An 18,459-nucleotide genomic window follows, 5' to 3' on the forward strand; every position below is an offset into this window, starting at 1 on the left:
ACCGGCCCGGCACATTTTCCCTATATGAGTGAAAAAAGAACACCTGCGAAAACCGGTGAGGACAGCCGCGCGGTCGGGAAGCGCTCCGACGCAGATGGAGTAGCGGCCTTCCTCAAACAGGCGAGGGCGCTTGCCACACGCGGCAGTTCGGGAAGCGGGCGGCTGATCCTTGCTCTCGACGCCACAATGAGCCGGCAGCCGACTTGGGATATGGCCTGCCAATTGCAGGGGCAAATGTTCGATGCCGTAGGCAAGGCCGGTGCGCTGAATGTGCAGCTTGTCTATTTCCGTGGCCTTGGCGAATGCCGTGCATCCCGTTTTGTCACCGATACCAACGCCTTAAAGGATTTGATGGCCCGCATCCACTGCCGCGGCGGACATACCCAGATCGGCAAGGTCCTGTCGCATGCATTGAAGGAGACGGCACGGGAGAAGGTCAATGCCCTCGTCTATATCGGCGATGCGATGGAGGAGAATGTGGACGACCTCGCCGTCAAGGCAGGACAACTTGGCCTGCATGGGATTCCCGTATTTCTTTTTCAGGAAGGAGCGGATTATCTGGCGGAAGCCGCCTTCCGCGAGATAGCGCGTCTGTCGAGAGGCGCATGGTTCCGCTTCGACCGGAATTCCGCCGCCACACTGGGCCGTTTGCTTTCCTCGGTGGCCGTCTACGCGACCGGCGGGCTGAAAGCACTGGAGGCGCGGGGAAGCAGGGAGGATCTGCTGATGCTGGAAAATCTCCGCGGCAAGGGACAATGACAGTTCCCTTCGTCGCATTCGCGCTCTTGTTGGTCTTTCTGCTGGCCGCCAGTCTTTTCCTGAGCGCCAGCGCCGCCAGTATCGCGGGTTCGATCCGTTATGCCGGTCCGATTGTCCTGGGTATGCTCGGGCTGGTCCTGATGCTTGCCGGCCGGGCGGCGATAGGCGGCATGTTGATTTCGGCGGCCGTCGCATGGTTCGGATCGGGTCGATTCCGGCGCACACAGGCGCCTGCTCCGGGCCAGCGCTCGACCGTCGGCACCGCGGCGCTGGAAATGGAACTGGACCACGACAGTGGCACTTTGGACGGAATGGTTATCGCCGGCCGCTTCGAAGGCCGCCCTCTCAACCAGATGTCGTTGGAGGAACTTCTCGACCTGCGAATGGAACTCGCCGCCGACAATGAGAGCCTGCAGCTATTGGAGACTTATCTTGACGGCAAGTTTCCCGTCTGGCGCGAAGGCCTTCACGCGGACGACCGCGACAGGCAGGGAGGCACGCCAGCTTCGAGCAGCATGACTAAGGAGGAGGCCTACAAGATCCTTGGTCTTGAGGCCGGTGCGGCCGCGACGGAAATCCGCAAGGCGCACCGCCGCCTGATGCAGCGACTGCATCCCGATGCCGGCGGATCCTCTTTTCTTGCCGCCCGCATCAACGAGGCTCGGGACATCCTGTTGTCCGATCACGATTGAATCTCCTTCGACACGATACTCCCCGGAGATGCGCCGCCTTCTACTGCTGAACGGCGTAGCAGGGAATGCTCTTCTTTTTCAGCGCGCTGCAGGCGTTCCAGGCTTCCGATTTGGAGGAGAAGCCGCCGAAACGGGCCCGATAATAGGTGCGACCCTTGTGGTCGAATGTCTCGGTAAAGGCTGACGCTTCCGCAAGGAGGGTCGGCACGCTGCCGGCCGTGCGGGCAAGAAAGGTTTTGGCCTCAGTCTCGGACGGCATGGAGGCAACCTGGATCACCCAGCCGCCCTTGGCCGTTGACGCGGTGCTGACCGGATCGACTTCGATCGGCTCGGAGGGGCGAACGGCTTCAACGATTGCGGCATCGCCCATATCGGAGCTTTCTTCCGCAGCATAGGCAGTGATGGTGTCGATATCTGGCCGGCTCGTGGGAACTGGCACCTGGCGTCCGGGGATCATCATGGCGGSCMCAGCCGCGCCAGCACCGGAACCGCGCGCGATCAACTCGCGATCAGCACCCCTGGAAGCCTTGGGCAGATAGCGACTGATAAGATCAGCCATATGCGCATCGCGGCTGCGCGCTGTCTTCCCCCCCATGACGACAGCGACAATGCTCCGGCCATCAGCCCTGACCGAGCTTACGAGGTTGAAGCCGGAGGCGCGGATGTAGCCCGTCTTGATACCGTCGACGCCCTCTACGCGTCCGAGCAGACGGTTGTGATTGCCGTATTTATGACCCTTGTACGTAAAGGAGCGGGTCGAGAAATAGTCATAATAACGGCCGTGGTGTTCGCGCAGTGCTACGCCCAGACGCGCCATGTCGCGGGCGGTGGTGTATTGACGGGGATCGGGCAAGCCGTGCGCATTGCGGAAAACCGTCGAGGTCATGCCGAGTTGCCGCGCCTTTGCGGTCATGAGCTTGGCAAAATTGGTCTCGGAGCCGCCCAAAAATTCGCCGAGCGCCGTTGCTGCGTCATTGGCGGATTTGGTCACCAGCGCCTTGATTGCCTGATCGACGGTGATCGTCTGGCCAGCCTTGAGGCCTAGCTTCGACGGCGGTTCGGATGCTGCGTGGGCGGAAACCGGAATGGGCGTATCCTTCGATATACGCCCATTCGAAAGCGCCTCGAAGGTGAGATAAAGCGTCATCATCTTGGTCAGCGATGCGGGATAACGCTTCTCATTGGCACTGGATTCATAGAGAACCTTGCCAGTCTTGGCATCCATGACGAAGCCGGCATATTTCGAATTGGCATTCGCGTTGGCGCTCATGCCGATCACGATAACCATTGCGATAAAAAACGCCGGAACCGAATTTGCAGAAAGTCGGAAGATCTCGCCGATACCCACCAACGCCTGACGCACAGTTGCACCCATGAATGTTCCATTTGAGCTCGATCAGCGGCAAACCGTCCCCTGCCGCTACCACTGACCCTAAGGGTGCAGTGTTACCAATCCGTTTATGGTAACCGGGATGTTGACGATTTAAGGCGAAATTCAGGGTCTGTTGAGAAAGGTCGGCTGCCGGCGATATATTGACATTTTGTGCACTGCACATTAGTTATACCGCAGCGCAAAAGAAGGTGCGTTGCCGCATTTGTTCAGTCGCAAAGGATTTTCCACAATGCAGTCATTCGAAGATGTCGGAAAACTGGGCAAGGAATTCATGGACAGCGGTCTGAAGAGCTTTGCGGCCGTTACGACTGGTTTGCAGGCGATCGGCGTGGAAGCCGCTGACTACTCCAAGAAGGCGTTCGAGACGGGCAGCGCCGCTATCGAGCGACTGGTGAGCGCCAAATCTCTCGATAAGGCGTTCGAAGTTCAGACAGACTACTTGAAGGAAGCCTATGAGAGCTTCATTTCTCAGGCGACGCGGATGAGCGACCTCTACGCAGAGATGGCGAAGGACGCATACAAGCCTTTCGAATCGGCCGTCGGGAAGGTGAAGTAAGCCGGCACAACCGTCCTTCAATTCCCCTACAGGGCGTTTCTGGACCTGGCCGCCGTGGCGGCCGGGTTTTTTTTGCCTGCAATTTAGCCACTTCCGTTCACGAAGAGGCGTATTTCGCCCCCAAGCATTCACAGCCGTATTGTCAGCCGGAAAGAAGGCCTTAAAATTGTCCCGAGAGTGCCTACATGTGGCTACCTGAAAACGGTGCAGTAAGTGCGAGGAATTTTTTGAGGATCGGCGGGGAAGTCATGCCAAGCGACGCTCTGCGGATGCAAGAAGGAAACGAGGACGGCAACGGCAATGGCCGCGGAACAGCCGTCATCACACGCACCAGAACAAAAACAAAGAAGCCCAGCCTTTACCGCGTACTCCTGCTTAACGACGACTATACCCCGATGGAGTTCGTGGTTCATGTGCTGGAGCGGTTCTTCCAGAAGGACCGGGAGGCGGCGACGAGGATCATGCTGCACGTCCACAATCACGGGGTAGGCGAGTGTGGCGTGTTCACGTTCGAGGTGGCCGAGACCAAAGTGGCCCAGGTCATGGATTTTGCCCGTCAGCATCAGCACCCGCTGCAATGCGTGATGGAGAAAAAGTGAGGTTTTGAATGCCGGCTTTCTCGCAAGGCCTGGAGCGTGCCCTTCACCAGGCGCTCACATATGCAAACGAGCGGCATCATGAATATGCCACGCTTGAGCACCTGCTGCTTGCGCTGATCGACGACGCTGATGCGGGCGCGGTCATGCGTGCCTGCAATGTCGATCTCGAAGAGTTGCGGCGCACGGTGCTCAATTACGTCGATACCGAACTCGACAATCTGGTTACCGGCTATGACGAGGATTCCAAGCCGACGGCTGGATTCCAACGGGTCATCCAGCGTGCCGTGATTCACGTCCAGTCTTCCGGGCGGGAAGAAGTATCGGGGGCGAATGTGCTTGTAGCGATCTTCGCCGAGCGCGAAAGTCATGCTGCCTATTTCCTCCAGGAACAGCAGATGACCCGCTACGATGCGGTCAACTATATCAGCCACGGCATTGCCAAAAGGCCAGGCGCCAGCGAAGGACGCACACCGCGCGGTGCAGAAGAGGACCAGGCCGGCGCGGCAGGAGCCGAGACCGAAGAAGGTACCAAGAAGAAGCAGCAGCAGGACGCGCTGTCGGCCTATTGCATTAATCTGAACGCCAAGGCGCGGGCGGGGCGCATCGATCCGCTGATCGGACGTGAGCCGGAAATCAATCGCACGATCCAGGTGCTTTGCCGCCGCTCCAAGAACAATCCGCTCTATGTCGGTGATCCGGGCGTCGGCAAGACCGCTATTGCAGAAGGGCTCGCCAAGCGCATTGTCGAGGGCGATGTGCCCGAGGTGCTCTCCGATGCCACCATCTTCGCGCTTGACATGGGCACGCTGCTTGCGGGAACCCGCTATCGCGGCGATTTCGAGGAGCGATTGAAGCAGGTCGTAAAGGAGTTGGAGGATTTCCCCGGCGCAATCCTGTTCATCGACGAGATCCATACCGTCATTGGCGCGGGCGCCACTTCGGGCGGGGCGATGGACGCTTCGAACCTGCTGAAGCCGGCTCTTTCATCGGGTACGATTCGTTGCATTGGATCAACTACTTACAAGGAATTCCGTCAGTTCTTCGAGAAGGACAGGGCCTTGGTCCGCCGCTTCCAGAAGATCGATGTGAACGAGCCAACGGTGGATGATGCGATCGCCATCATGAAGGGCCTGAAGCCTTACTTCGAGAACTTCCATAAGGTTCGCTACACCAACGACGCCATCAAGGCCGCGGTGGAGCTTTCGGCCCGTTATATCAACGACCGCAAGCTGCCCGACAAGGCGATCGACGTGATCGATGAGACCGGCGCTTCGCAGATGCTTTTGCCGGAATCGCGGCGCAAGAAGACGATCAGCATCAAGGAGATCGAGGCGACCATAGCCACTATGGCGCGCATTCCGCCGAAGACGGTTTCGGCCGACGACGAGAAAGTGCTCGCCGGACTGGAGGTGGAACTCAAGCGCGTCGTTTATGGTCAGGATACAGCCATCTCCGCGCTTGCCTCCTCGATCAAGCTGGCGCGTGCAGGTTTGCGCGAACCGGACAAGCCCATCGGTTCCTACCTGTTCTCCGGACCGACCGGAGTCGGCAAGACCGAAGTCGCCAAACAGCTCGCCGCCTCGCTCGGGGTTGAGCTCCTGCGTTTCGATATGTCAGAATACATGGAGCGCCATACCGTATCGCGGCTCATCGGCGCGCCTCCCGGCTATGTTGGCTTCGACCAGGGCGGTCTTCTGACGGACGGAGTGGACCAGCATCCGCATTGCGTCCTCCTGCTCGACGAGATCGAGAAGGCGCATCCGGACCTGTTCAACATCCTGTTGCAGGTCATGGATCACGGCAAGCTGACGGACCATAACGGCAAGCAGATCGACTTCCGCAACGTGATCCTGATCATGACGACGAATGCGGGAGCCGCCGATATGGCGAAGGCCGCGATCGGCTTCGGTTCCTCGAAGCGTGAAGGCGACGACATGGAGGCGATCAACCGGCTGTTCTCGCCGGAATTCCGCAACCGTCTCGATGCGATCATCCCGTTTGGATCGCTGCCGGTGCCTGTCATTCATCAGGTCGTGCAGAAATTCGTCATGCAGCTCGAGGCCCAACTTGCGGAGCGACGTGTCACTTTCGACCTTTCCGAGGAAGCTGTCGCTTGGCTTGCCGACAAGGGCTACGACGAACGCATGGGCGCGCGTCCGCTCGGCCGTGTGATACAGGAGCACATCAAGAAGCCTCTGGCCGAGGAAGTGCTATTCGGCAAGCTCAAGAAGGGCGGCACTGTGCGCGTGACGGTCGAGAAGAACGAGGCCGGCGTTTCGGAGCTCAAGCTTGAAGCTGTTCCCGACGACGCCCCCGTGAAGCCCAAGCGCGAGACTCCGCCAAAGGACAAACCGGCCCCGAAGCGGAAAGCGGGCAGGAAAACCCAGGCAAAGGCCAAGTCTGCGGCGAAGCCGAAGGCATCGCCCCAGCGCAGCATGGTGCCGCAGCTCCCCCGCCGGTCCTGATTCAAGACGATCCTGATACCAACCAAGAAGGCAGTGGCCAACCGACCGCTGCCTTCTTCTCGATTACGATCCAATTTGGACCATTCCAATTTAAGCCATTTCCTCGTGTCGCCTGCCAAAGTCGCCTGTGTTATGCGACCTGAGAATGATTGATGACGATTCTAGATCGACATATGCGTCACTCCGGCCGAGCGGCTGGTATCTAAGGGGCGTTCGGACAAGCTTTTCCTTGCCCGGTTTGATTCTGATGGCTGCCTTTGTTGGCTTCGCCGGGCTGGCACGGGATGCAGGGCTGACGCTTGTGCAGACAGTCTTCATGACCGGGATCGTATGGGCGCTTCCGGCGAAGGTTGTCCTGGTTGGCTCGATACTCGCCGGCAATACGCTTCCGGCGGCCGCTTTTGCTGTCAGCCTTTCCTCCGTGCGGCTGATGCCGATGGTCGTAGCGCTTGTTCCTGAAATGAGAGTGCCCACGACCCGCAAATGGGTCCTCTACCTGCTTTCCCATTTCGTCGCTGTGACATCCTGGGTGCTGGCGATGGAAAAATTTCAGCATGTGCCACGAAAAATGCGCACGACCTTTTATGCAGGGCTTGGCTCAACACTGGTGTTGACGAATATGGCGGTGGTGGCCATCGTATTCACCATGGCTGGCCGTTTGCCGGCAACCATCTCAGCTGCCCTGTTCCTGCTCACGCCGATGTATTTCCTCACCTCATTGTGGGGATCGGCCCGCGAGCGAGCCGGACATGTGGCAATGGCGGCGGGTCTTCTGTTGGGGCCTGTCTTCCACCTGCTGACGCCCGAATTCGACCTGCTGGGGGCAGGGCTCTCGGGTGGCATTATGGCATATGTCTTCCACCGCATTGTCCGGAGGCGAGGAACATGACCTTTGGCGCGATCGAGGCCTGGTGGTGGCCGTTCGTCTTTATCCTGGTCGCAGGATGGATCGCCACAGACATCTGGCGCTTCGCCGGTGTATTCCTCGGCGAGCGTATTTCTGAGGATTCCGATCTTCTGGTGCTTGTCCGGTGCGTCGCGACAGCACTGGTGGCCGCAGTAATCGCAAATCTCATCGTCTTTCCCGGCGGCGCATTGGCTACAACGCCGCTGGCGCTGCGCATCGGCGCTGCCATAGCCGGTTTCGCGGCCTATCTGGCAACCGGCAAAAAGATGATCGTGGGCATTGCCACCGGCGAGGCGGTACTGCTCGCCGGTCTTCTTCTCTTCTAGAATTCGGCCAGTGCCTTGCGGATCTTCTCGGCGTTCGCCGCTAAGACCGCTTGATCGGCCATCTCACCGGTATGCGGGCGCAACTGCACGCCTTCGAAGCGCGGCAGAATATGAAAATGCAGATGAAAAACCACCTGACCGCCAGCGGGTTCGTTGAATTGCTGGATCGTTACCCCATCAGCGTTGAACGCCTTCATCACGGCGCGTGACAGTTTCTGCACCGTGATCATGACGGCTCTCAGGCTGTCGGGATCGACATCCAGAATGTTACGCGCCGGCTTCTTCGGGATGACGAGACAATGGCCGTCGCCGCGCGGCATGATGTCCATGAATGCGAAGGTCTCGGCGTCTTCGTAGATCTTATGGGAGGGAACTTCACCGCGCAGAATCTTGGCAAAGATATTCCCATCGTCATACGGCTTGTTCGTCATCGCCCTTCTCACCAGCCTTGAATTTCGCAAGGCATCTATCCGCGCTAGGTTCCGGATCGTCAACCCGACGATTCGAGGCCCCCATGAACTATGTCTATCTCCTGACGGCGATTGCTTTCGAGGTCGTGGCCACCTCGGCACTCAAGGAAACAGATGGTTTCACAAGATTCTGGCCAGCCGTCATAACCATAATCGGCTATGGTCTGGCATTCTATTTCCTGTCATTGCCGCTTCGGACCATGCCGGTGGGCATCATCTATGCCATTTGGTCAGGTGCAGGTATTGTTTTTATCACAGCAATAGGGTGGCTCTGGTTTCGCCAATCGCTTGATCTGGCTGCGGTCATAGGAATCGCTCTTATTCTGGCAGGCGTGCTCGTGGTCAACCTGTTCTCAAAGACGTTATCCCACTAAGTCCTGCCCCTAACAGGAAATCAGTCTCCGTGCCGGAAGGGCAGGTGATCTTCGAGGTATTCCCCCATCGCCTCCACATCACTGCGCTCACGTTCGAGGTAGTCGGCAACAGCGTTCCGCAAACCCGGATGAGCAATATAGTGCGCTGAATGCATCGTCACCGGCACATAGCCGCGCGCCAGCTTGTGTTCGCCCTGGGCGCCGGCTTCCACAGTCCGTAGACCTTTGGCGATCGCAAACTCGATCGCCTGATGGTAACAGACCTCGAAGTGCAGGAAGGGATGGTTTTCAATACATCCCCAGTTGCGGCCGTAAAGCGTGTCGAAACCGATGAAATTGATTGCTCCGGCAATATATCGTCCGCCGCGCCGCGCCATGACAAGCAGGATATCCTCGCTCATGCGCTCTCCGATCAGCGAAAAGAAGCGCCGGTTGAGGTATGGCCGTCCCCATTTGCGGCTGCCGGTATCCATGTAGAAGGCGAAGAAATCGTCCCACACGGCTTCCGTGATGTCACGGCCGGTGAGCCAGTCGATCTCGATGCCGTTCTCCAACGCGACGCGCCGCTCCTTCTTGAGCGCCTTGCGCTTGCGGGATGCAAGTTGACCGAGGAAATCATCATAGGACGAATATCCCTCGTTGTGGAAATGAAACTGCTGGTCCGTGCGATGAAGAAAACCAGCCTCCGTGAGAGCAGTCATGTCGACAGGCTGTGCGAAGGTGACGTGGACCGAGGACACACCAAGTTTTTCGACAAGCGCGCGAAGGCCATGAGCAAGGGCAGTCCGCACGCTCTCGGGTTCGACTGAATGATGAACGAGGAGGCGCGGCCCTGTTGTCGGCGTGAATGGTATAGAAACTTGCAGCTTGGGATAATAGTGTCCGCCGGCACGCTCGAACGCATCGGCCCAGCCGTGATCGAAGACATACTCGCCTTGGCTATGTGATTTCAGGTAGCAGGGAACGGCCCCCATCAGTCTGCCGTCTGCGGCTTCAAGGCGCAGATGCTGTCCAAGCCATCCCGTCTGCGGCGTGGCGCATCCACTGTCTTCAAGAGACTTCAAAAAAGCAAAGGATAAAAATGGATTGTAGCTGCTTGTGCAGGCAGCGCGACAAGTACCGGAGAGGTCCGCCCATTCCCGAGACGAGAACGCGGCAAGGCTTTGAACGACCTTGATCGTAAGGTCGCCGCTCATAAAGCGTTCCAGCCGTTGCAGATCATCGCATCAACATATTGCTGCGTTGCGGCATTGCAAGATGCCGGGCAGGTCGGATCAGGGCTCGAAACCTTCAAAGGTCATCTGATCTGCGTATTGGAAGGTCCTCTCGACCGCCGTCTGATCGCGCACCGTCCAGGTGATCACGGGCATTGCGAGGCGTTCCCGTACGAAGGAGATAAAACGGTTCGGCAAATCCATGACGTGGTAGGATACGAAGGCAATATCATGGGCAAGCATTGAAAAATGCCTCTCGATATCGGCATCGGAAGTTCCAAGGGCCGTTAGGCCACCGGGAATGTTCGGGGCATGCTTTCGGAAATCACGAACAAGCCAATGATCGAACGACATGATGGCTGCCTTGCCGGGATAGGTGGCGAGGAGGCCAGCGACCTTCTCGACCAGCCCCTCATCACGGCCCTTCGTTCCCTTGAGCTCAATAATGACGGGCACACGCCCGTCAATCCGTTCCAGAACTGTTTCCAGGGCAGGAACGCAGTCGGCCGTTCCTCCAACGGAACATGCGGAGAGCTCGGCGGCTGTCCTTTCCCAGATATTGCCTTCCTGCCCAAGCAGGCGCTGGAGAGGTTCGTCATGGAAGATGACAGGAATTCCATCCGATGACAGGTGCACGTCGCATTCGATCGCGTAACCGCGATCAGCCGCGGCGACGAAAGCCGATAATGTATTCTCCCAACGCAGCTTGTTCATGTCATGCAGCCCGCGATGGGCGATCGGCTGGGCCGTCAACCAGGAGAGGTCCCGCATGCGTCAGGCCACCTCGACGATTGCTTCTATTTCGACAGGCGCATTCAAAGGCAGGGAAGCCATGCCCACCGCAGAACGTGCGTGACGACCACTTTCGCCCAAGGCGGCAACGAGGAGATCGGATGCACCGTTGGCAACGAGATGCTGATCCGTGAAGTCTGGCGTTGATGCGACGAAGACCGTGAGTTTGACAATGCGTTTAACACGCTCCAGGTCACCGAGCGCTACTTTCAACTGTGCCAGGATGTTTACGGCACACCACTTGGCGGCCAGCTTGCCGGCTTCGGTACCCAGTTCCCTTCCGAGCAGGCCCATAGCCATCAGCTTGCCGTCCTTGATGGGCAATTGGCCGGAGGTGATGAGCAGTTTTCCGCTCCCGACGAAGGGCACGTAATTCGCGGCAGGCGTTGCCGGCGTGGGCAGTTCGACACCGAGTTCGAGAAGTCTTTTTTCGATCGTGTCCGCCATGGTCATTGCCTCGCTTTGTGGTCCTGAATAGAGAGCGGAAGGAGCTTGCATATTTTGCCTCGCTTCCGCCACGACTGTTTTGCATGTGCTATATGCATGGTCATGCCCCGACTGTGTGCCAACGGGAGAGATTTCATGGGCGCATCGCGCTTCGTATTGCTTGCCATCGGAACATGCTGCGGCCTCACTGTACAGACCGCTTCTGCCGCCCCACTCCTGTTGCCTCATCGTGCCGTCTACGACCTGTCGCTCGACAAGGCAACCGACCGCTCAGGCATCAACGGCGTCAGCGGCAGAATGGTCTATGAATTCGCAGGCTCGGCCTGCGAAGGCTACACCGTCAATTTCCGCTTCGTCACCCAGATTGACACCGACGAGATGTCGCGGATCACTGATCAGCAGACGACAACCTTCGAAGGTGGTGATGGCACGACGTTCGACTTCGTCACCAAATCGTTCATCGATGAGGCGCTCGACAGTGAGGTGAAGGGCACTGCCACCACCAGCCCGGAAGGCACGATTGTAAAGCTACAGAAACCTGAACCCAAGGAGCTCGATCTGAAGCCCACGCGCTTTCCGACCGAACATCTTCTGGAACTCGTAGGCAAGGCAAAGGCCGGCGAGAATTTTTACGAAACCGACCTTTTCGACGGTTCGGATGAGGCCAGCGAGGTGATGATGACATCGGTCATCGTGGGCAAGGCAGAGGGCGTCGAAGCAGATGATCCGGAACGGACCGCGATGGAGAAACTAGCGGCCGACAAATTCTGGCCCGTCACCATCGCATATTTCGACGGCAAGGAGGAGGAAGGCGAGGAGACGCCGGACTACAATATCAGCTTCAAGCTCCACGAAAGCGGCATCACGCGCGACCTCCTGATGAACTATGGCGAATTCTCCATAAAGGGGCGGCTAGTTGATCTGGCATTTTTCGAAGCGCCCAAACCCTGTGACAAGAACTGAGACGCTGCCGGCTTGCATTGATGGCTTGATGCATCTATATGGCGCCCATTCCACACACGGACTTGGGTATCTGACCGGGAGAAATACGGCTGACACCTCCGGTGGCGGGGCAACCCGCCGTTTGGTCCGTGGAGGCTAACCGGAAAGGAAGAACGCAGATGGCTCTGCCTGATTTCAGCATGCGCCAGCTTTTGGAAGCTGGTGTTCACTTCGGCCACCAGACACATCGCTGGAACCCGAAAATGGCGCCTTACATCTTCGGCGCCCGCAACAACATCCACGTGATCGACCTCAGCCAGACCGTACCGCTGCTTGAGCAGGCGTTGCGCGCTGTTTCGGATACCGTCTCGAAGGGCGGCCGGCTTCTCTTCGTGGGAACCAAGCGCCAAGCTTCGGAAATTGTCGCTGACGCGGCACAACGCTCCGCGCAGTATTACGTCAATGCTCGCTGGCTCGGCGGCATGCTGACGAATTGGAAGACCATTTCCAATTCGATCCAGCGCCTGCGCAAGCTCGATGAACTCCTTGCCGGGGAAGCACAGGGCTTCACCAAGAAGGAACGGCTCAACCTGGAGCGCGAGCGCGCCAAGCTCGATCGGGCTTTGGGGGGCATCAAGGATATGGGCTCCACGCCCGACATGATGTTCGTCATCGACACGAACAAGGAGGCGATTGCCGTCCAGGAAGCCAAGCGTCTTGGCATCCCGGTCGTCGCGATCATCGATTCGAATTGCGATCCGGATCCGATCGACTATCCAATTCCAGGTAATGACGATGCCGCACGCGCGATTTCGCTCTATTGCGACCTGATCGCCAGAGCAGCGATTGATGGCATCGCGCGGCAGCAGGGCTCGCTTGGCATCGACGTCGGCGAATCCACCGAGGCGCCGGTCGAGACGGCCCTCGAGGAAAGCAGCCCTGATGAATCAGCCGATGCCGGCGAGGCGGCCGGTGGCGAGGAAGCTGCCAGCACCGAGGATTCCAAGGAATCCTGAGCCCCCGTCGAGGGGCAGCCGTTCGTGGGCGAACGCGGGCTGTTCATGCAGCCCGCGCGTCATATTTGAGAGGCGCGGCTGCGCTATCAATTTTGCAGAATTTCGAGAATGGAAGAGGCCACGATGAGCATTTCTGCAGCACAGGTCAAGGAACTGCGCGAGATGACCGGCGCAGGCATGATGGATTGCAAGGCGGCGCTGGCCGAGACGGGCGGCGACATGGAAGCCGCGGTCGACTGGCTGCGCAAGAAGGGTATAGCCAAGGCCGACAAGAAGTCCGGACGCACCGCGGCCGAAGGCCTGATCGGTGTTGCTGCCGACAAGTCGAGCGCCGTTGTTGTCGAGGTCAATTCAGAAACGGACTTCGTCGCCCGCAACGATGCCTTCCAGGAACTGGTACGGGATATCGCCTCGGTTGCCCTCGGGACAGACGGCAAGGTCGACTCCGTTGCCGCGGCGGCCTATCCGTCGGGCGGGAAATCAGTCGCTGACACGATCAAGGACGCAATCGGCACGATCGGCGAGAACATGACGCTCCGACGGGCCGCCAAGCTTTCGGTCGAAAACGGTGTTGTGGCGACATATGTCCATAACGCCGTCGCTGAAAATCTCGGCAAAATGGGCGTGCTTGTTGCCATCGAGACCACCGGCAATGCCGAGGCGGCAAATGCCTTCGGCCGCCAGGTGGCCATGCATGTCGCAGCGACGAACCCGCTTGCCCTGACGGAAGCAGAGGTCGATCCGGCCGCGGTCGCGCGCGAGAAGGAGATATTCTCCGATCAGGCGCGCCAGTCGGGCAAGCCGGAGAACATCATCGAGAAGATGGTGGAAGGCCGCTTGCGGAAATATTTCGAGGAAGTGGTGCTTTTGAAGCAGGCTTTTGTGATCAATCCCGACCTCACGGTCGAGAAGGCGTTGGCCGAGGCCGAGAAGGAAATCGGCGCACCCGCCAAGATCGCCGGCTTTGTGCGCTTTGCCCTTGGCGAAGGCATCGAGAAGGAAACGTCCGACTTCGCAGCCGAAGTCGCCGCGGCGGTCAAGAAGTAACCATTTTTCAGTAACGATCTATCGAGGGGCATCGCGTGACATCGCGATGCCCTTCGTGTATCGCAGGGGCGATTGATCCTAAGAGGAATAGATGACCTCCAAACCCATTTACCGGCGCGTCGTGCTCAAGGCTTCCGGCGAGGCCCTGATGGGCGGACAAGGCTTTGGGATCGACGTTTCGGTGGTCGACAGGATCGCTGCCGACATAGCCGAGGCGCGGTCGCTCGGCGTCGAGGTTGGTGTCGTCATCGGTGGCGGCAATATATTCCGCGGCGTGGCCGTTGCTTCAAAGGGGGGCGACAGGGTGACCGGCGACCACATGGGTATGCTCGCGACAGTCATCAATTCCCTTGCGCTGCGTACTTCGCTGATGAAAATCGGCGTCGAGGCTGTGGTTTTGTCGGCAATTGCCATGCCCGAGCTCTGCGAAAGCTTCTCCCAGCGCCAGGCGACCGCATATATGAATGAGGGCAAGGTGGTGATCTTCGCCGGCGGAACGGGCAATCCCTTCTTCACGACGGATTCCGCCGCCGCTTTGCGCGCCGCCGAGATCGGGGCGGACGCCCTGTTCAAGGGAACGCAAGTGGATGGCGTCTATTCCGCCGATCCCTACAAGGACAAGAATGCAATCCGTTACGATCGCATCAGCCATGAGCACGTCATCCGTGAGGGGCTGTCGATCATGGATACGGCGGCGATTGCGCTTGCGCGTGAGAACAACATACCGATAATCGTCTTCTCAATTCATGAAAAAGGCGGTTTTGGAGCCATTTTGAGGGGCGAAGGCCACTATACCGTGGTGGCTGATGAACCTGCGGCTGCAGAATAGAACGGGTCAGGGAGCGGCAGATGAGCGACGGAGTTGATTTCAAGGATCTGCAAAGGCGGATGGACGGCGCGGTAAGCGCCTTCAAACACGATCTCGGTTCGCTTCGCACCGGTCGGGCCTCAGCCAACCTCCTCGATCCGATCCAGGTTGAAGCCTACGGCTCCCCTATGCCTATCAATCAGGTCGCGACCATCACTGTGCCTGAACCGCGCATGATTTCGGTCAGCGTATGGGACAAATCGATGGTGCAGGCGGTCGACCGCGCAATCCGCGAGTCGAATTTAGGCTTTAACCCGATCGTCGACGGCTCGACCCTTCGTATTCCGCTCCCGGAACTTAACGAAGAGCGGCGCAAGGAATTGGCCAAGATTGCCCATCAATATGCCGAGAACGCGCGCGTCGCCGCGCGGCATGTGCGGCGCGACGGGATGGAGCATCTGAAGAAGGCCGAGAAGGACAGCGCCATCAGCCAGGACGAATTGCGCTCGCAATCGGAGCGGGTGCAGAAGATGACGGATGACACCATCGCGACAATCGACAAGCTTCTGGCTGAGAAGGAAGCGGAGATCATGCAGGTCTGACGACTGCATCGGCGGGCGTCAGAACCACAAAGGGGTAAGGATCGGTGAAGCCCGCGCATGTCGCAATCATCATGGATGGCAATGGCCGCTGGGCTGGTGCACGCGGTCTGCCGCGAAGTGCAGGTCATCGGGCCGGCGTAGAGGCTCTCCGCAATACCGTGCGCGCCGCTGGCGAGATGGGAATCCCCTGGCTTACGGTTTATGCCTTCTCTTCGGAGAACTGGTCGCGGCCGAAATCCGAAATCAGCGACCTGATGGGGCTCCTGAAGCTCTTTATCCGGCGTGATCTTGCCGAGCTTCATCAGAACGGCGTGCGCGTCCGCATTGTTGGAAACCGGGCGGGACTCGCCCCGGACATCGAGGCGCTTCTGGTCGAAGCCGAGACGCTGACCGCCCAGAACCGCTCGATGAATCTCGTGATTGCCTTCAACTATGGGGCACGCGATGAGATCGCCCGGGCTGCCAGGCGCTTGGCACGCGACGTCGCGCAAGGGAAGCTGAATCCCGAGGACATCAATCCCGAATCCTTTGCAGGTTACCTCGATACAGCCGGAATCCCGGATCCAGACCTGATCATCCGCACGAGTGGCGAACAGAGGCTTTCGAACTTCCTCCTTTGGCAGGCAGCATATAGCGAGTTCGTCTTTGTACCCTGCAATTGGCCCGATTTCAGCCGCGCCGACTTGGCTGCGGCCATTGAAGCCTTCGCGGCGCGTGATCGCCGGTTCGGCGGCGTAGACACGCGCGAAGCCGTTTCGTGACTGATCAGAGCCCGACACCAAAGGCCGGCCAGGGGCGTGGCTCAATGAGCAATCTGCAACTGCGCATCATATCCGCACTGGTCCTCGGCGCTGCCGTGCTCGCGCTCACATATCTCGGTGGGCTGCCATTCCGCCTGCTGATGGCTGCAATGGCGGCCGCGATATTCCATGAGTGGACCTCCATGGGGAGAACGCGCTCCAGCCGCGCACATTTTGCCCTGGCCTGGCTCCTCACGGGTTTGATCCTCCTCCTCCTGATTGCCGGCGCCGGGCCGCAGATTTCCTTCGGTGTGCTTTGCGGGGCAGTCCTTGTCTGCCTTCTCCATGCATGGCTTGCCAGGCAAGGTGGATGGACCGCGGCAGGCCTTCTTTACGCCGTCGCGCCAGCGCTGGCGCTTTCCTTCCTGCGGTCGGACAGCCTCGCCGGATTCGCGGCGATGCTCTTCCTTTTCGCTGTCGTCTGGGTCACCGACATTCTGGCCTATTTCACTGGCCGGGCAGTGGGCGGTCCCAAGCTTGCGCCATCCATATCGCCGGGCAAGACATGGAGCGGTGCTATCGGCGGCACGGTCTTCGGCGTCATCGCCGGCCTTGCCGTGGTGGCCTGGACGGGATCGTTGCTCGGGACAGCGGCCATGGCCACCGTAGCACTTTGCCTGTCGATCGTTTCCCAGCTAGGCGATCTGTTCGAATCGGCGATGAAGCGCCGACATGGCGTCAAGGATTCCGGCAATCTTATTCCCGGTCATGGCGGAGTAATGGACCGGGTAGACGGACTGGTCGCCGCTGCCGCCCTGTTCTACCTCATCGGGGCTTTCATAGCCGGCGGCGCATCGCCGGCGGGAGGTTTCTTCCAACCCTGAAGACTGCTACGGCATTGCCACGGATTCGCCCGCTTTGATGTGACAAGTTTGAAAGCGCGGCAAAGATATGGCTTGGGAACAAGAGGGCGTTTTGGCGGAGATTTTCTCCTCGATCTTCAGCACGAATGGTCTGCTGATCGGCACGATCATTCCTTTCCTGTTCGTGCTCACGGTGGTCGTCTTCGTACACGAGATGGGTCACTATCTGGTCGGACGATGGTGCGGTATCGGCGTAAAGGCCTTCTCTATCGGCTTCGGCCCCGAACTTTTCGGATTCAACGATCGGCATGGCACACGCTGGCGTCTGTCTGCCATTCCCTTGGGCGGCTACGTCAAGTTCGTCGGCGATATGGCGGTCACAAGCGAGCCCGACAAGGAGGAGATGGACCGCTTGTCGGAGGAGGAAAAGCGCGTTGCCTTCCATACCCAGCCTGTATGGAAGCGGGCTCTGACGGTTTTCGCCGGACCTTTCTTCAATTTCCTCCTGACCATAGCCGTTTTCGCCGTGATGTTTGCCGTCTTTGGGCGCTTCATCTCGGAACCCACCGTGGCCGAGGTTCGTCCAGACAGCCCGGCCGCCGCCGCCGGCTTCATGCCCGGAGACAGATTTGTCTCGGTTGATGGCACCCCTGTCGAGACATTCGGCGATGTGCAAAGAATTGTCTCCGGCCGTGCTGGCGATCCGCTTACCTTTGTTGTTAGGCGCGACGGCGTCGAGGTGACCTTGACGGCAACGCCAGAGGTAACCGAGCAGCAGGATTCGCTCGGCAATACGATCAGGATCGGCGTTATCGGTGTCGTCAACAACGAGGAGATCGGCCAGCCGCGGCTTGTCGAGTATGGGCCGATAGAAGCGCTTGGCCAGGCCGTCGTGGAAACGGGCCATGTCATCGTTCGCACAGGGCAGTTTCTCAAGCGATTCGTCACCGGACGCGAGGACCGCTGCCAGCTCGGCGGCCCGGTGAAGATTGCGGACATGGCCGGCAAGGCAGCGCAAATGGGCTTCGAATGGCTGGTGCAGCTTGTTGCGCTTTTGTCAGTCGGCATAGGAATTCTGAACCTTCTGCCCATTCCCCCGCTTGATGGCGGCCATCTAGTGTTTTACGGCATAGAGGCCGTCATCCGCAGACCGGTTCCTGAGCCGGTGATGGATGTGGTCTACAGGGCAGGGCTGTTGCTGGTGCTCGTTTTCATGGGCTTCGTCTTTTGGAACGACCTGTTTGCCTGTTAAGAGAGGAAGAAGGGGCCTGTCGGGAGGGAAAGACGGGAAAAATTGATGCACCGTTTACCATGACTGCGGATTGCCGTGGCTCTAATGCCACGCGTCCTGGATTAGTAAACGCATATTAACCAGAAGCCTTGCGTGTATGGAAAATCCGGTTATTACGGTACCGATCTGACCGCGATGTCCGGATTTCTCGCCGTG

General features: G+C 58.9%; 21 protein-coding genes. 16 read left to right on the forward strand and 5 right to left on the reverse strand.

Annotation, left to right across the window (positions count from 1 at the left end):
- Window positions 1-24 precede the first annotated feature (24 nt).
- Window positions 25-759 carry a VWA domain-containing protein gene (locus tag L598_RS04490; RefSeq protein ID WP_144860767.1) on the forward strand — a complete coding sequence of 245 codons (735 nt, stop codon included), beginning with the start codon at window positions 25-27 and terminating at the stop codon, window positions 757-759.
- A complete protein-coding gene (locus L598_RS04495; RefSeq protein ID WP_144860768.1) occupies window positions 756-1,451 on the forward strand; it encodes a DnaJ domain-containing protein in 696 nt (231 codons plus the stop codon). Before L598_RS04490 ends, L598_RS04495 begins: the two co-directional genes overlap by 4 nt.
- Window positions 1,452-1,491: 40 nt before the next feature.
- Here the strand turns inward: L598_RS04495 and L598_RS04500 are convergent, their stop codons facing one another.
- Window positions 1,492-2,826 carry a D-alanyl-D-alanine carboxypeptidase family protein gene (locus tag L598_RS04500; RefSeq protein ID WP_144860769.1) on the reverse strand — a complete coding sequence of 445 codons (1,335 nt, stop codon included), beginning with the start codon at window positions 2,824-2,826 and terminating at the stop codon, window positions 1,492-1,494.
- 247 nt (window positions 2,827-3,073) lie between these two features.
- Here L598_RS04500 and L598_RS04505 point away from each other — a divergent pair, with 247 nt between their 5' ends.
- The 5 genes from L598_RS04505 (at window position 3,074) to L598_RS04525 (ending at window position 7,697) form a co-directional block, all read left to right on the forward strand.
- Window positions 3,074-3,400 (forward strand): phasin family protein, encoded by a 327-nt coding sequence (locus tag L598_RS04505; RefSeq protein WP_144860770.1) that lies wholly within the window; start codon window positions 3,074-3,076, stop codon window positions 3,398-3,400.
- Window positions 3,401-3,669: 269 nt separating this feature from the next.
- Window positions 3,670-3,999: an ATP-dependent Clp protease adapter ClpS gene (gene clpS / locus L598_RS04510; RefSeq protein ID WP_144860812.1), complete on the forward strand. Its 330-nt coding sequence runs from the start codon at window positions 3,670-3,672 to the stop codon at window positions 3,997-3,999.
- 8 nt (window positions 4,000-4,007) lie between these two features.
- The gene (gene clpA / locus L598_RS04515) at window positions 4,008-6,464 is read left to right on the forward strand and encodes an ATP-dependent Clp protease ATP-binding subunit ClpA (RefSeq protein WP_144860771.1); all 2,457 of its coding nucleotides are present in this window, start codon (window positions 4,008-4,010) and stop codon (window positions 6,462-6,464) included.
- Between the two features lie 145 nt (window positions 6,465-6,609).
- A complete protein-coding gene (locus tag L598_RS04520) occupies window positions 6,610-7,353 on the forward strand; it encodes an AzlC family ABC transporter permease (RefSeq protein ID WP_144860772.1) in 744 nt (247 codons plus the stop codon).
- The gene (locus L598_RS04525) at window positions 7,350-7,697 is read left to right on the forward strand and encodes an AzlD domain-containing protein (RefSeq protein ID WP_144860773.1); all 348 of its coding nucleotides are present in this window, start codon (window positions 7,350-7,352) and stop codon (window positions 7,695-7,697) included. The genes L598_RS04520 and L598_RS04525 overlap by 4 nt, the downstream gene beginning before the upstream one ends.
- On the opposite strand, the gene L598_RS04530 is transcribed toward L598_RS04525, so the two are convergent.
- Window positions 7,694-8,128 carry an HIT family protein gene (locus tag L598_RS04530; protein WP_144860774.1) on the reverse strand — a complete coding sequence of 145 codons (435 nt, stop codon included), beginning with the start codon at window positions 8,126-8,128 and terminating at the stop codon, window positions 7,694-7,696. The genes L598_RS04525 and L598_RS04530 overlap by 4 nt on opposite strands.
- 83 nt (window positions 8,129-8,211) lie before the next feature.
- Between L598_RS04530 and L598_RS04535 the strand changes: the two genes are divergently transcribed.
- The gene (locus L598_RS04535; RefSeq protein WP_144860775.1) at window positions 8,212-8,541 is read left to right on the forward strand and encodes a multidrug efflux SMR transporter; all 330 of its coding nucleotides are present in this window, start codon (window positions 8,212-8,214) and stop codon (window positions 8,539-8,541) included.
- 20 nt (window positions 8,542-8,561) lie between these two features.
- Here L598_RS04535 and L598_RS04540 read toward each other — a convergent pair whose 3' ends face one another.
- From L598_RS04540 to L598_RS04550, 3 genes are all read right to left on the reverse strand, one after another.
- Window positions 8,562-9,737: a GNAT family N-acetyltransferase gene (locus tag L598_RS04540; RefSeq protein WP_144860776.1), complete on the reverse strand. Its 1,176-nt coding sequence runs from the start codon at window positions 9,735-9,737 to the stop codon at window positions 8,562-8,564.
- A gap of 78 nt (window positions 9,738-9,815) precedes the next feature.
- Window positions 9,816-10,526 carry a glycerophosphodiester phosphodiesterase gene (locus tag L598_RS04545; protein WP_144860777.1) on the reverse strand — a complete coding sequence of 237 codons (711 nt, stop codon included), beginning with the start codon at window positions 10,524-10,526 and terminating at the stop codon, window positions 9,816-9,818.
- A gap of 3 nt (window positions 10,527-10,529) precedes the next feature.
- Window positions 10,530-10,994, reverse strand: coding sequence for a RidA family protein (locus L598_RS04550; protein WP_144860778.1), 465 nt, complete (start codon window positions 10,992-10,994; stop codon window positions 10,530-10,532).
- 135 nt (window positions 10,995-11,129) lie between these two features.
- On the opposite strand from L598_RS04550, the gene L598_RS04555 reads away from it, so the two are divergent.
- The 8 genes from L598_RS04555 to rseP all read left to right on the forward strand — a co-directional run bounded on the left by L598_RS04555 (window position 11,130) and on the right by rseP (window position 18,264).
- Window positions 11,130-11,957, forward strand: a complete 828-nt coding sequence (locus L598_RS04555; protein ID WP_144860779.1) for a cell envelope integrity EipB family protein — start codon at window positions 11,130-11,132, stop codon at window positions 11,955-11,957.
- Between the two features lie 158 nt (window positions 11,958-12,115).
- On the forward strand, window positions 12,116-12,952 hold the full coding sequence (rpsB, locus tag L598_RS04560; RefSeq protein ID WP_144860780.1) for a 30S ribosomal protein S2: 837 nt from the start codon (window positions 12,116-12,118) through the stop codon (window positions 12,950-12,952).
- 123 nt (window positions 12,953-13,075) lie between these two features.
- Window positions 13,076-13,999: a translation elongation factor Ts gene (tsf, locus tag L598_RS04565; protein WP_144860781.1), complete on the forward strand. Its 924-nt coding sequence runs from the start codon at window positions 13,076-13,078 to the stop codon at window positions 13,997-13,999.
- Between the two features lie 91 nt (window positions 14,000-14,090).
- Window positions 14,091-14,828 (forward strand): UMP kinase, encoded by a 738-nt coding sequence (gene pyrH / locus L598_RS04570; protein WP_144860782.1) that lies wholly within the window; start codon window positions 14,091-14,093, stop codon window positions 14,826-14,828.
- A 20-nt stretch (window positions 14,829-14,848) separates the two neighbouring features.
- Window positions 14,849-15,409 carry a ribosome recycling factor gene (frr, locus tag L598_RS04575; protein ID WP_144860783.1) on the forward strand — a complete coding sequence of 187 codons (561 nt, stop codon included), beginning with the start codon at window positions 14,849-14,851 and terminating at the stop codon, window positions 15,407-15,409.
- A gap of 44 nt (window positions 15,410-15,453) precedes the next feature.
- Complete coding sequence (locus L598_RS04580) at window positions 15,454-16,170, forward strand: isoprenyl transferase (protein ID WP_144860784.1); 717 nt, start codon at window positions 15,454-15,456, stop codon at window positions 16,168-16,170.
- Between the two features lie 44 nt (window positions 16,171-16,214).
- Entirely contained in the window at window positions 16,215-17,033 is an 819-nt protein-coding gene (locus L598_RS04585; protein WP_144860785.1) for a phosphatidate cytidylyltransferase, read from the forward strand.
- Between the two features lie 91 nt (window positions 17,034-17,124).
- Complete coding sequence (rseP, locus tag L598_RS04590) at window positions 17,125-18,264, forward strand: RIP metalloprotease RseP (RefSeq protein WP_144860813.1); 1,140 nt, start codon at window positions 17,125-17,127, stop codon at window positions 18,262-18,264.
- The last annotated feature ends 195 nt before the right edge of the window (window positions 18,265-18,459 follow it).

The organism is Mesorhizobium sp. J18, from assembly GCF_007829525.1.
GTDB lineage: Bacteria > Pseudomonadota > Alphaproteobacteria > Rhizobiales > Rhizobiaceae > VLJP01.